The organism is Pseudomonas sp. rhizo66 (assembly GCF_031931925.1).
GTDB lineage: Bacteria > Pseudomonadota > Gammaproteobacteria > Pseudomonadales > Pseudomonadaceae > Aquipseudomonas.
Genome location: NZ_JAUJWZ010000030.1, coordinates 25,928 through 38,384 on the forward strand (window position 1 = coordinate 25,928; position 12,457 = coordinate 38,384).

General features: G+C 60.7%; 10 protein-coding genes and 1 other RNA gene. 8 read left to right on the top strand and 3 right to left on the bottom strand.

Annotated features, from left to right (window positions below; genetic code table 11):
* Positions 1 to 72: 72 nt before the first annotated feature.
* The 3 genes from ligA (at position 73) to ffs (ending at position 4,011) form a co-directional block, all read left to right on the top strand.
* Positions 73 to 2,430 (top strand): NAD-dependent DNA ligase LigA, encoded by a 2,358-nt coding sequence (ligA, locus tag QZR14_RS26545; protein ID WP_311998170.1) that lies wholly within the window; start codon positions 73 to 75, stop codon positions 2,428 to 2,430.
* Between the two features lie 186 nt (positions 2,431 to 2,616).
* On the top strand, positions 2,617 to 3,780 hold the full coding sequence (locus tag QZR14_RS26550) for a zinc-binding metallopeptidase family protein (RefSeq protein ID WP_311998171.1): 1,164 nt from the start codon (positions 2,617 to 2,619) through the stop codon (positions 3,778 to 3,780).
* Between the two features lie 134 nt (positions 3,781 to 3,914).
* Positions 3,915 to 4,011, top strand: an RNA gene (gene ffs / locus QZR14_RS26555) — signal recognition particle sRNA small type.
* 211 nt (positions 4,012 to 4,222) lie between these two features.
* Here ffs and QZR14_RS26560 read toward each other — a convergent pair.
* Positions 4,223 to 4,972 (bottom strand): substrate-binding periplasmic protein, encoded by a 750-nt coding sequence (locus QZR14_RS26560; RefSeq protein WP_311998172.1) that lies wholly within the window; start codon positions 4,970 to 4,972, stop codon positions 4,223 to 4,225.
* Between the two features lie 145 nt (positions 4,973 to 5,117).
* Between QZR14_RS26560 and dnaX the strand changes: the two genes are divergently transcribed.
* The 5 genes from dnaX (at position 5,118) to QZR14_RS26585 (ending at position 10,885) form a co-directional block, all read left to right on the top strand.
* A complete protein-coding gene (gene dnaX / locus QZR14_RS26565) occupies positions 5,118 to 7,208 on the top strand; it encodes a DNA polymerase III subunit gamma/tau (protein ID WP_311998173.1) in 2,091 nt (696 codons plus the stop codon).
* Between the two features lie 67 nt (positions 7,209 to 7,275).
* On the top strand, positions 7,276 to 7,614 hold the full coding sequence (locus QZR14_RS26570) for a YbaB/EbfC family nucleoid-associated protein (RefSeq protein WP_016984747.1): 339 nt from the start codon (positions 7,276 to 7,278) through the stop codon (positions 7,612 to 7,614).
* Positions 7,615 to 7,878: 264 nt separating this feature from the next.
* Entirely contained in the window at positions 7,879 to 8,913 is a 1,035-nt protein-coding gene (locus QZR14_RS26575) for an NADP-dependent oxidoreductase (RefSeq protein ID WP_311998174.1), read from the top strand.
* Between the two features lie 66 nt (positions 8,914 to 8,979).
* Complete coding sequence (recR, locus tag QZR14_RS26580) at positions 8,980 to 9,582, top strand: recombination mediator RecR (protein ID WP_122607290.1); 603 nt, start codon at positions 8,980 to 8,982, stop codon at positions 9,580 to 9,582.
* A gap of 154 nt (positions 9,583 to 9,736) precedes the next feature.
* Complete coding sequence (locus QZR14_RS26585; RefSeq protein ID WP_311998175.1) at positions 9,737 to 10,885, top strand: acyl-CoA dehydrogenase family protein; 1,149 nt, start codon at positions 9,737 to 9,739, stop codon at positions 10,883 to 10,885.
* A gap of 90 nt (positions 10,886 to 10,975) precedes the next feature.
* On the opposite strand, the gene QZR14_RS26590 is transcribed toward QZR14_RS26585, so the two are convergent.
* Together QZR14_RS26590 and fnr are read right to left on the bottom strand one after the other, a co-directional pair.
* Positions 10,976 to 11,524, bottom strand: a complete 549-nt coding sequence (locus tag QZR14_RS26590; RefSeq protein ID WP_034152844.1) for an adenine phosphoribosyltransferase — start codon at positions 11,522 to 11,524, stop codon at positions 10,976 to 10,978.
* Positions 11,525 to 11,602: 78 nt separating this feature from the next.
* Complete coding sequence (fnr, locus tag QZR14_RS26595) at positions 11,603 to 12,337, bottom strand: fumarate/nitrate reduction transcriptional regulator Fnr (protein ID WP_123448571.1); 735 nt, start codon at positions 12,335 to 12,337, stop codon at positions 11,603 to 11,605.
* Positions 12,338 to 12,457 lie beyond the last annotated feature (120 nt).

Consider the following 12,457-nt stretch of genomic DNA (forward strand, 5'->3'; position numbering starts at 1 on the left):
ACGAGGCTGCGATCTTTTAAGGATGAAACTGGAGCAGCCTCGGCTGCTCTTTTGCTTTATGAGAGAACACCCATGACCGCCGCCAAAAACCGCATTCTAGAGCTGCGCGCTGAACTCGATCAGCACAACTACCGTTACCACGTCCTCGACGAGCCGAGCATTCCGGACGCCGAGTACGACCGGTTGTTCCACGAGCTCAAGGCGCTGGAAGCGGCCAATCCGGAACTGATCACCAGCGACTCGCCGACCCAGCGCGTCGGCAGCGTGGCGCTGACCGCGTTCACCCAGGTGCGTCACGAAGTGCCGATGCTCAGCCTCGGCAACGCCTTCGAAGAAACCGACATGCGCGAATTCGATCGCCGGGTGACCGAAGGTCTGGACCTGCCGGCCGGCGATCTGTTCGGTGGCGGTGCGGCGGTGGAATATAGCTGTGAGCCGAAACTCGATGGCCTGGCGGTCAGCCTGCTGTATCAGGACGGCGTGCTGGTGCGCGGCGCCACACGCGGCGATGGCACCACTGGCGAAGACATCAGCGTCAACGTGCGCACCGTGCGCAACATTCCGCTGAAGCTGCACGGCGAAGGCTGGCCGGCGACCCTGGAAGTGCGCGGTGAAGTATTCATGTCCAAGGCCGGTTTCGAGCGGCTCAACGCCTCGCAACTGGAAGTCGGCGGCAAGACCTTCGCCAACCCGCGCAACGCCGCAGCCGGCAGCTTGCGTCAGCTCGATTCGAAGATCACCGCCAACCGTCCGCTGGAATTCTGCTGCTACGGCATCGGTCAGGTCTCCCACGATATTTCCGATACCCACATCGGCAACCTCAAACAGTTGCAGAAGTGGGGCCTGCCGATCAGCCACGAACTGAAGCTGGCCAAGGGCATCGGCGAATGCCTGGAGTACTACCGTGACATCGGCGAGCGCCGTAACGCGCTGGCCTATGAAATCGACGGCGTGGTGTTCAAGGTCAACAGCATTGCCGACCAGCGCGAACTGGGCTTCCGCGCCCGCGAACCGCGTTGGGCGATTGCGCATAAATTCCCGGCGATGGAAGAACTCACCGAGCTGCTCGATGTGGAATTCCAGGTAGGCCGCACCGGCGCCGTTACGCCGGTGGCGCGTCTGAAACCGGTGAAAGTTGCCGGTGTCACCGTGGCCAACGCCACGTTGCACAACATGGATGAAGTTGCGCGTCTGGGCCTGATGATCGGCGACACCGTGATCATCCGCCGCGCCGGTGATGTGATTCCGCAAGTGGTGCAAGTGGTCATGGATCGCCGCCCGGAAAACGCGCGCGCGGTGCAGATTCCAGAGAGCTGCCCGGTGTGTGGTTCGCACGTCGAGCGCACGCAACTGATCAAGCGCAGCAAGGGCAAGGAAACCGTCAGCGAAGGCGCTGTGTATCGCTGCGTCGGGCGTCTGGCCTGCGGTGCGCAGTTGAAGCAGGCGATCATTCATTTCGTCTCGCGTCGGGCGATGGACATCGAAGGCTTGGGTGACAAGAGTGTCGAGCAACTGGTGGACGAAGGTCTGGTCAGTTCGCCGGCCGATCTGTATGCGCTGAAGTTCGACGACATCGTCGATCTGGAAGGCTTTGCCGAGGTGTCGAGCAACAAACTGCTGGCGGCCATCGAAGACAGCAAGGAACCGGGGCTGGCGCGTTTCATCTATGCGCTGGGGATCCCCGATGTCGGCGAAGAGACCGCCAAGGTGCTGGCGCGCTCGCTGGGTTCGCTGGACCGCGTGCAGCAGGCGTTGCCGCAGGTGCTGACCTACCTGCCGGATGTCGGGCTGGAAGTGGCGCACGAGATTCACAGCTTCTTTGAAGATGCGCATAACCGGCAGGTCATCGCTGAGTTGCTGGGCCATGGTCTGCAGATTCAGGATCAGGGTGAGCTGGGCGCCGAGTTTGCTGCCAGCACCACGCTGGGCGGCTTCCTCGACAAGCTGCACATTCCTTCGGTCGGCCCGGGCGGCGCGCAGAAACTCGCGGACAAGTTTGGTTCGCTGGAAGCAGTGATGAACGCGGACTGGCTGGACATGCGCCAGGCGTTGCCGGAGAAGCAGGCGAATTCGGTTCGCGAGTTTTTTGCGTCGGCTGAGCATCGGCAACTGGCTGAGCAATCCGAGAAGCAACTGCGCGATTTCGGCATGCACTGGCAGAGCGAGAAGAAAGTCGTTGAAGGGTTGCCATTGTCCGGCGAGACCTGGGTGCTGACCGGTAAGGTTGAGTTGATGAGTCGTGATGTCGCCAAGGAGCATCTGGAAAGCCTTGGCGCGAAAGTCGCAGGGTCGGTGTCGGCGAAGACCCATTGCGTGGTCGCAGGCCCCGGCGCCGGCTCCAAATTGACCAAGGCCAATGAGCTGGGCGTGAAGGTGATGGACGAAGAAACCTTCATCGCCTTCCTCAAAACCCACGGCGTCGCCGTTTAAGATCAAAAGATCGCAGCCTGCGGCAGCTCCTACAGGGTTAATGTTCCACCACGATAACGCGGGTGTTCACTGATCTCCTGTAGGAGCTGCCGAAGGCTGCGATCTTTTGATTTTTCCACGCAGAGCGTTGGAACGATCAACCCGCGAGAATGATCTAGTCTTGGCAAGCCCCAGGGAGAGATCGCCATGCACCGCTTTTTCGAGCAGCTCAGTTCCCGCATCATCGCGCCGTTCATGGGCGAGTCCTCACGCAACAGCAAAGTCTGGCCGTGCCGCTGCGGCCAGTCGCTGTTCTTTCGCAACAGCCAGTGCCTGGCCTGCAACGCATTGCTTGGTTATCAACCCGAAGAAAGTCGCCTGACTTCGCTGCAACCGGGGCCATACGAGGGCACCTGGACGCTCGACGCTGACCCCGAGGCCGGGCTGTTCCGCCGCTGCGCCAACCTCGATACAGCTGCCGCGTGCAACTGGCTGCTGCCGGCCAACGATCACGACAGCCTGTGCATCGCTTGCAGCCTCAACCGCACCATCCCCGACCTGTCCACCCCGGACAACCCCGAGCGTTGGCGCAAAGTCGAAATCGCCAAGCGCCGCCTCGTTGCGCAATTGATCACCCTCGGCCTGCAAGTCATCTCGAAAACCGTCGATGAAGACACCGGGCTGGCGTTCGACTTCATTGGCGTCGACCTCGAAGGCAACGCGCCGATGACCGGCCACGCCAATGGCCTGATCACCCTAGACATCAAGGAAGCCGACGACGCCCATCGCGAGCAGGTGAGGGCGGCGATGCACGAACCCTACCGCACACTGCTCGGGCATTTTCGTCATGAGGTCGGGCATTACTACTGGGATCGCCTGATCGCCAACGGCCCCTGGCTCGATTCATTCCGCAGTCTGTTCGGCGATGAACGCGCCAGTTACGCCGAAGCGCTCGATCGTCACTATCAACAAGGCGCACCGCTGGACTGGCCGCAGCATTACGTCAGCGCCTACGCAACCATGCATCCGTGGGAAGACTGGGCGGAAACCTGGGCGCATTACCTGCACATGATGGACGCGGTGGACACGGCGCTGGGCTTTGGCATGAGCGCGCGGGAAATGGATTTTGATTACCAGCCGTTTCCCACCAGCACGCTGTACGACCCGGAGCATCCCGGCGGCGCGGCTTTTTTGTCGTTCGTCAACGCGTGGATTGAACTGGCCGGGATGCTCAATGAGTTGTCACGGAGCATGGGCCAGCCGGATTTCTATCCGTTCGTATTGCCGGCGCCGGCGATTGCCAAACTGCACTTTATTCATCTGGTGATCCAGCAGGCGGGCGGCAGGGCGGATGAAGTTCTGGCCCTGTAGGCGCTGGCACAGGCTGCGATCTTTATGTCCTTGAACCCGTTCATATTTTTATTCTGCAACCAACGGTTGTAACTTCGTCTCAGATAGGTACAATGGCGCGGCTCGCCGACAGGCAAGCGTCGTTATGGTGACCCCATCGGTCCCCCCGCAACGATTACCCGTGAACCTGGTCAGAGCCGGAAGGCAGCAGCCACAGCGGGAACATTGTGTGCCGGGGTGTGGCTGGTGGGGTTACCACCTTAACGAACAATCGAACGCTTCAACCAGAACTGCATGGGTTTCGCCCACTGCGGTTTTTTTGTGCCTGCGATTTACCAAATCGACACAAATCCCATCTGTTGATGAGGAATCTGTGGGAGCTGGCTTGCCAGCGATAGCGGTGGGTCAGGTTCATCTATTTGACTGAAAATCTGCAATCGCTGGCAAGCCAGCTCCCACGAGGTTATGGGGCGTTGTCGGAGTGGCCGGTGTAGAGCCGGATAATCTCATCAATCTCCCCCGACATTTTCATCCGCAGTAACGTGCGCAGTATCCGTTGCACCGGCACCTGCGGATCATTCCTCACATAACAACCGACCTTCTGCTCCTGCAACACCGCTACCCCTTGCAGTTGTTGCTCCGGCATCAATCGCTGATTGAACCAGTCCAGCGTCCACTGGTTGCTCACCGCATAGCGATAACGCCCGGCCAGCAGTTTTTCCAGCACCTGCTCCTGATTACGCGCATCTTCGCGTTGTAGTCGGTCGGCATCGAACAGCGGTTGCAGAGTCGGGTAGGTGTAGCCAAGAACGGTGCCGATGGCTTGGCGGGGCAGGTGCGCGGGGTTGGCGCTGGCGGGTTGATCTTTGCGGCTGACCAGCAGATCACGCTGAAACAGCAGCGGAATGCTCCAGATGTAATCCCCCGACTGATTCGGCAGCCACGACTGCGCGGCATAGCAGCGCACGTCGATATCGCCGTGTTCCATGGCGGTCTGCACGCGGGCGCGAGGCAGGACGCTAAATTCGGCCGGAACGCCGACCTGGGTGGCCAGGCTGAGCATCAGGTCGTAGAGGATGCCCTGGGTCGGGCGCCCGCGTTCGAATTGCACCATCGGCATCGCCCAGCTGTCGGGCATGGCGAAGCGCAACGGGGTTTCCGCTGCCGTTACGCTCAGACTGATTCCCAGCAACGCCCCCACGGCCCACCGCATAAACGCTCCGGTAATTCCCGATCCCGAGCCGATAAAAGCCTCTGCTCATGCAGCTTAGCCATATTAGACGAGGACACCGGATGCAATTTTGCCCTTGCTCCGCTAGCATTAGCCGCTTCAGCTTCCTTCGTTGCGACGGTTTTCGATGAGTTATCAGGTTCTTGCACGTAAATGGCGTCCGCGCTCGTTCCGCGAAATGGTCGGCCAGACCCATGTGCTCAAGGCTCTGATCAATGCCTTGGACAGCCAGCGGCTGCACCACGCGTACCTGTTCACCGGTACGCGTGGGGTGGGTAAAACCACGATTGCGCGGATCATTGCCAAATGCCTGAACTGTGAGACAGGTATCACTTCCAGCCCCTGCGGCGAGTGCTCGGTGTGCCGGGAAATCGACGAAGGGCGCTTTGTCGACCTGATCGAGATCGACGCCGCGAGCCGCACCAAGGTCGAAGACACTCGCGAACTGCTCGACAACGTGCAGTACGCCCCAAGCCGTGGGCGCTTCAAGGTCTACCTGATCGACGAAGTGCACATGCTTTCCAGCCATTCCTTCAATGCGCTGCTGAAAACCCTCGAAGAGCCGCCGCCGTACGTCAAGTTCATCCTGGCGACCACGGATCCGCAGAAACTTCCGGCAACGATTTTGTCGCGCTGCCTGCAGTTCTCGCTGAAGAACATGACGCCGGAGCGTGTGGTCGAGCATTTGACCCACGTACTGACCGCCGAAAACGTGCCGTTCGAAGACGATGCACTGTGGTTGCTCGGTCGCGCCGCTGACGGTTCGATGCGTGATGCCATGAGCCTCACCGATCAGGCGATTGCCTTCGGTGAAGGCAGGGTTCTGGCCACCGACGTGCGAGCAATGCTTGGCACGCTGGATCATGGTCAGGTCTATGACGTCCTGCATTCATTGATCGAAGGTGACGCCAAGGCGTTGCTCGAAGCCGTGCGTCACCTGGCCGAACAAGGCCCGGACTGGAACGGCGTGCTCTCGGAAATTCTCAACGTGCTGCACCGCGTGGCCATCGCTCAGGCGTTGCCGGAAGGTGTCGACAACGGGCACGGCGATCGCGATCGCGTGTTGGCACTGGCGCAGGCCTTGCCGGCCGAAGACGTGCAGTTCTATTACCAGATGGGCCTGATCGGCCGCCGCGATTTGCCGCTGGCGCCGGATCCGCGCGGTGGCTTCGAAATGGTCCTGCTGCGGATGCTCGCGTTCCGGCCCGCCGATACCGCGGACGCCCCGAGGCAACCGCTAAAGCCAGTGGGGATCAGCCAGGCCACAGTTGATTCCGCAAACTCAGTGGCTGCCGCGCCTGAACCTGCGCCGGTAGTCGCTGCGGCGGTTGCGCCGGTTCCAGCGCCGGCGCCTGTTGCAACCCCTGCACCGGCTCCCGAGCCTGCGCAGGTTGCGCCGGTCGCCGCGCCAGAGCCTGAACCGGCGTCGGTCGTCGCCGAAGAGGTCGTCGACCTGCCGTGGAATGACCCGGTAGAACCCGAGGCTGAAGCCGAGCCTGCGCAGCAACCCGCGGTCGAACCGGTACTGGAAACCACCGCCGAGCAACCCGAGTTGCCACCGATGCCGCTGCCGACTCCGGACAGCGTCGTTCCGGAGGCGCCTGAGTGGGCCGCCGCGCCGATTCCCGAGCCGTCGGTCGCCGACGTCGATGCCGCCACCCCGGGCATTGATCTGGACGACGAGCCGCCGCTGGACGAGGATTACATCGAACCGGACATGGATTCGGCTTACAGCTACCTCGATGAACTGGCCAGCGAACACGCCGCCGAGCCGGCACCGGAACCTGAGCCAGAACCGGCTGCGGCACCGGCCACAGGGCTGGCGTTGCAGTGGCTGGAGCTGTTCCCGAAATTGCCGATCTCCGGCATGACCGGGAGCATCGCCGCCAACTGCACGCTGATCGCCGTCGATGGTGACCATTGGCTGATGCACCTCGATCCGGCGCATAGCGCTTTGTTCAACGCCACGCAGCAGCGACGTCTGAACGACGCGTTGAACCAGTTCCACGGTCGCACGCTGAGCCTGACCATCGAGCTGATCAAGCCCGAGCAGGAAACCCCGGCGCAAGCCGCCTCCCGCCGGCGCGCCAACCGTCAGCGCGAGGCGGAAGAGTCGATCCACGGCGATCCGTTCATCCAGCAGATGGTTCAGCAGTTCGGCGCGGTGGTGCGACACGATACTATTGAACCTGTCGACGCCTTGGTCGCCCAAGGCTAATAACTGAAGGTGCCCGGCCTCGCTGGCCGGACGCTGTTTTGATCCAAGTACTTTTGAGGTGATTCCCATGATGAAAGGTGGCATGGCCGGCCTGATGAAGCAGGCGCAGCAGATGCAGGAAAAAATGGCCAAGATGCAGGAAGAACTGGCCAACGCCGAAGTCACCGGTAAGGCCGGCGGCGATATGGTCACCGTGGTGATGACCGGTCGTCACGACGTCAAAAGCGTGAGCATCGACCCAAGCCTGGTCGAAGGCATGAGCGAAGACGACAAAGAGATGCTGGAAGCGGTCATTGCCTCTGCCGTCAACGACGCTGTGCGCAAGATCGAAAAGAACAGCCAGGACAAAATGGGCAACATGACCGCCGGCATGAACCTGCCGGCCGGTATGAAACTGCCATTCTGATTCGCCATTCGGCGGCAGATGAGCTACACAAAATGCCAGGCATTGCGCCTGGCATTTTTGTTTCTGACTCTTGGAAGTGCGGTGTCTTTGAGGTCGCCTTCGCGAGCAGGCTCGCTCCCACAGGGAAATGCATTCCAAAGGTGGGAGCGAGCCTGCTCGCGAATGAACTCACCTCGTTACAACTGAATAAACATCGAACGCGCAAAAGCCTCAACGGTCTGCTCCCTATACCCGCTGAATTCACACTTCACAGGAGACGCTGACATGTCCGATCCTCTCACCCTCAATCAACGCTTTGTCCTCGCCTCGCGTCCGGTTGGCGCGCCGACCCCGGAAAACTTCCGCCTCGAACGCGAAGCCTTGCCGGATCTGCAGGATGGCCAGGTGCTGCTGAAAACCCTCTACCTGTCCCTTGATCCCTACATGCGCGGGCGCATGAGTGACGCACCGTCCTACGCCGCACCGGTGCAAATCGGCGAAGTGATGACCGGCGGCGCGGTCAGCCGTGTCGAAGATTCGCGTCATCCAAAATTCCACAAAGGCGATCTGGTGGTCGGCGCTACCGGTTGGCAGAGCCATAGCATCAGCGATGGCCGCAATATCATTCCGATCCCGGCCGGGTTGCCGAGTCCGTCGATGGCACTGGGTGTGTTGGGCATGCCCGGTATGACCGCGTACATGGGGCTGATGGACATCGGTCAGCCTAAAGAAGGCGAAACGCTGGTGGTGGCGGCTGCATCCGGCGCGGTCGGCTCGGTGGTCGGCCAAGTGGCCAAGATCAAAGGCCTGCGCGCAGTCGGTGTGGCCGGCGGTGCCGAGAAGTGCAAATACGTAGTCGAAGAGTTGGGTTTTGATGCCTGTATCGATCACAAGGCGCCCGATTTTGCCGAGCAATTGGCCAAGGCCTGCCCGAATGGCATCGACATCTATTACGAGAACGTCGGCGGGCATGTGTTCGATGCCGTGGTGCCGTTGCTCAACCCCAAGGCGCGCATTCCGCTGTGCGGCCTGATCGCCGGTTACAACGCTTCCGAAGCGCCGCAAGGCCCGGATCGTCTGCCAATGCTGCAACGCACACTGTTGACCAAACGCGTGCGCATTCAGGGCTTCATCGTGTTCGATGATTATGGTGATCGGCAGCCGGAATTCATCAGCCACATGGTGCCGTGGGTGCGCGATGGCAAGGTGAAATTCCGCGAGGACGTGGTGGAAGGCCTTGAGCAGGCGCCGGAGGCGTTTATCGGTCTGCTCGAGGGGCGCAACTTCGGCAAACTGGTGGTGAAGGTCGCCCAGGACTGAGTATTTGACGCTGGCCAGAGGCGCGGGTATAAACCGCGTCTCGTTGTTTTGTCGGACTTTTTACCCATGAGCTTCAGCCCTTTGATTCGCCAACTGATCGACGCCTTGCGCACCTTGCCGGGCGTGGGTCAGAAAACTGCCCAGCGCATGGCGTTGCAGATGCTCGAGCGTGACCGCAGTGGCGGCTTGCGCCTGGCCCAGGCCCTCAGCCAGGCCATGGAAGGGGTCGGTCACTGCCGCCAGTGCCGTACGCTGACCGAAGACGATCTGTGCCCGCAATGCGCCGATACCCGCCGTGACGACACCTTGCTGTGCGTGGTGGAAGGGCCAATGGATGTGTATGCGGTCGAGCAGACCGGTTTCCGTGGGCGCTACTTTGTGCTCAAGGGGCATTTGTCGCCGCTCGATGGCCTGGGGCCGGAGGCAATCGGTATTCCGCAGCTGATGGCGCGGATTGAAGAGGCGGGTACGTTTACCGAGGTCATCCTCGCGACCAACCCGACCGTGGAAGGTGAGGCGACGGCGCATTACATTGCTCAGCTGTTGAGCAACAAAGGCCTGATCGCCTCGCGGATTGCTCACGGCGTGCCGTTGGGCGGTGAGCTGGAGCTGGTCGATGGCGGCACGCTGGCGCATTCGTTTGCCGGGCGTAAACCGATTTCCCTCTAATAAAAATCAAAAGATCGCAGCCTTCGGCAGCTCCTACCTTGGAACGCGTTTCCCTGTAGGAGCTGCCGAAGGCTGTGATCTTTTGATCTTCTGTACCTTGTAAACCAAGCAAGCGCTCGGTTAAGTTCGGTGAACCCTTCCGTGGAGCTCGCCCATGCCTGCCTTTCAGGAATACTTCGACCCCAGCCATCAATTGGTCCGCGACAGCGTCAGGCGTTTCGTCGAACGCGAGATCCTGCCGGACATCGATCAGTGGGAAGAAGCCGAAAGCTTTCCCCGTGAGTTGTATCTGAAGGCTGGCGCGGCGGGCATCCTCGGCATCGGTTACCCGGAAGCGCTGGGAGGCAGCCATGAAGGCGATCTGTTCGCCAAGGTCGCCGCCAGTGAGGAGTTGATGCGTTGCGGCTCTGGCGGCGTGGTAGCGGGGCTGGGCTCGCTGGATATCGGCCTGCCGCCGATCGTCAAATGGGCTCGCCCCGAAGTGCGCGAGCGCGTCGTGCCGCAAGTACTCCGTGGCGAGAAGATCAGCGCCCTGGCGGTCACCGAACCGGGCGGCGGCTCCGACGTCGCCAACCTGCAAACCCGCGCCGTGCGCGACGGCGATGTCTATCGCGTCAGCGGCAGCAAAACTTTTATCACCAGTGGCGTGCGCGCGGATTTCTACACCGTCGCGGTGCGTACCGGTGCGCCGGGGTTTGGCGGCATCAGCCTGCTGCTGATCGAGAAGGGTACGCCGGGCTTCATCGTTGGCCGTCAGTTGAAAAAAATGGGTTGGTGGGCGTCGGACACGGCTGAGTTGTTCCTCGACGATTGCCGTGTGCCTGCAGGAAACCTGATCGGCGCCGAGAACATGGGCTTCGCCTGCATCATGGGCAATTTTCAGAGTGAACGACTGGCACTGGCGCTGATGGCCAACATGACCTCACAGCTTGCGCTGGAGCAAAGCCTGAAGTGGGCACGCGAGCGCGAAGCGTTTGGCAAGCCGATCGGCAAGTTTCAGGTGATCAAGCATCGCCTCGCCGAGATGGCCACAGCGCTTGAGGTATCGCGGGAATTCACTTACCGGCAAGCGGCGAAGATGGCGGCGGGGCAGAGTGTGATCAAGGAAATTTCCATGGCGAAGAACTTTGCCACGGACACCTCGGACCGGATCACCACCGAGGCGGTGCAGATTCTTGGCGGGCTTGGTTACATGCGCGAGAGTCTGGTGGAGCGGCTGTATCGGGATAATCGCATTCTGTCGATTGGCGGCGGGACGCGAGAGGTGATGAACGAGATCATCAGCAAGCAGATGGGGCTTTAGAAGCAAAAGATCGCAGCCTTCGGCAGCTCCTACATAGGGATGTGTGTTTCCCTGTAGGAGCTGCCGAAGGCTGCGATCTTTTGATCTTTACTATTTATCGGTCAGGGCAAACTGCGTCAGGCAGAAGCTAGGAATGCCCATGTCCTCAAGCCGCTGCGACCCGCCCAGCTCCGGCAAATCAATAATCGCCGCCGCCTCATGCACCCGCGCGCCCATGCGGCGAATCAGGTTGGCTGCTGCAATCAACGTCCCGCCGGTGGCGATCAAATCATCGAACATCACCACCGAATCGCCTTCACACAGGCTGTCGGCGTGCACTTCCAGGAACGCTTCGCCGTATTCGGTCGCGTAACCTTCGGCCAGCACGTCCGCCGGCAGTTTGCCTTGCTTGCGGAACAGCACCAGTGGTTTGTTCAACTGATAGGCCAACACCGAGCCGATCAGAAAACCTCGGGCATCCATCGCGCCGATATGGGTGAAATCAGCTTCGACGTAACGGTGGGCGAAGCTGTCCATCACCAGGCGCAGGGCCGTTGGCGATTGAAACAGCGGGGTGATGTCGCGGAAGATCACGCCCGGTTTCGGGAAGTCGATCACAGGGCGGATAAGCGATTTGATGTCGAAGGAGTCGAAGACCATCGTCGAGGTGTCCTGGCAGGGCTGCAAACGGCGCAGTATACCCGCGGCTGAAACGCTTCGCTCAACCGCGGATCGAGATCAGCCTTCGATCGAACCACCGGCCAGCGCGCAGAGCTGAATCGGGTCGAGGATGTGAATCTCCTTGCCCTCGGCGGCAATCAGTTCGTTCTGCTGGAAACGCGTGAACACACGAGACACGGTTTCGACGGCCAGACCGAGATAGTTACCGATCTCATTGCGCGACATGCTCAGACGGAACTGGTTGGCGGAGAAACCGCGAGCGCGGAAGCGTGCCGACAGGTTGACCAGAAATGTGGCGATGCGCTCGTCAGCGGTTTTTTTCGACAGCAGCAACATCATCTGTTGGTCGTCGCGGATTTCGCGGCTCATCACGCGCATCAACTGGCGGCGCAGTTGCGGCAGTTGCAGGGCCAGTTCGTCGAGGCGTTCAAAGGGAATTTCGCAAACCGAGGTGGTTTCCAGCGCCTGGGCCGACACCGGGTGTTTCTCGGTGTCCATGCCGGACAGACCGACCAGTTCGCTCGGCAGGTGGAAACCGGTGAGCTGTTCTTCGCCGCCGTCGCTCAGGCTGAAGGTCTTCAGGGCGCCGGAGCGTACTGCATAAACGGAATCGAACGTGTCGCCCTGGCGGAACAGGAACTCGCCTTTTTTCAGCGGGCGGCCGCGTTTAACGATCTCGTCCAGCGCATCCATGTCTTCCAGATTCAGAGAAAGTGGCAGGCAGAGAGGGGCCAGGCTGCAATCCTTGCAATGGGCCTGGTTGTGAGCGCGCAGTTTAACTGGCTCGGACATTTCTTAGATCCTTGTGGGAAAACACACATAAGCCGTAAGGGTAACCCACGGGAGGACATTCAGGCCAGTCTGGGGCGACTTTGCCCTACGGGCGTAAAGCCGCAGGGCCAGCAGCCGATA

Coding starts and splice junctions, on each gene's coding strand:
- QZR14_RS26560 (WP_311998172.1), bottom strand. CDS start 4,972: ATGCGGTGGGCCGTGGGGGCGTTGCTGGGAATCAGTCTGAGCGTAACG.
- QZR14_RS26550 (WP_311998171.1), top strand. CDS start 2,617: ATGCACCGCTTTTTCGAGCAGCTCAGTTCCCGCATCATCGCGCCGTTC.
- QZR14_RS26590 (WP_034152844.1), bottom strand. CDS start 11,524: ATGGTCTTCGACTCCTTCGACATCAAATCGCTTATCCGCCCTGTGATC.
- fnr (WP_123448571.1), bottom strand. CDS start 12,337: ATGTCCGAGCCAGTTAAACTGCGCGCTCACAACCAGGCCCATTGCAAG.
- QZR14_RS26585 (WP_311998175.1), top strand. CDS start 9,737: ATGCCTGCCTTTCAGGAATACTTCGACCCCAGCCATCAATTGGTCCGC.
- QZR14_RS26570 (WP_016984747.1), top strand. CDS start 7,276: ATGATGAAAGGTGGCATGGCCGGCCTGATGAAGCAGGCGCAGCAGATG.
- ligA (WP_311998170.1), top strand. CDS start 73: ATGACCGCCGCCAAAAACCGCATTCTAGAGCTGCGCGCTGAACTCGAT.
- recR (WP_122607290.1), top strand. CDS start 8,980: ATGAGCTTCAGCCCTTTGATTCGCCAACTGATCGACGCCTTGCGCACC.
- QZR14_RS26575 (WP_311998174.1), top strand. CDS start 7,879: ATGTCCGATCCTCTCACCCTCAATCAACGCTTTGTCCTCGCCTCGCGT.
- dnaX (WP_311998173.1), top strand. CDS start 5,118: ATGAGTTATCAGGTTCTTGCACGTAAATGGCGTCCGCGCTCGTTCCGC.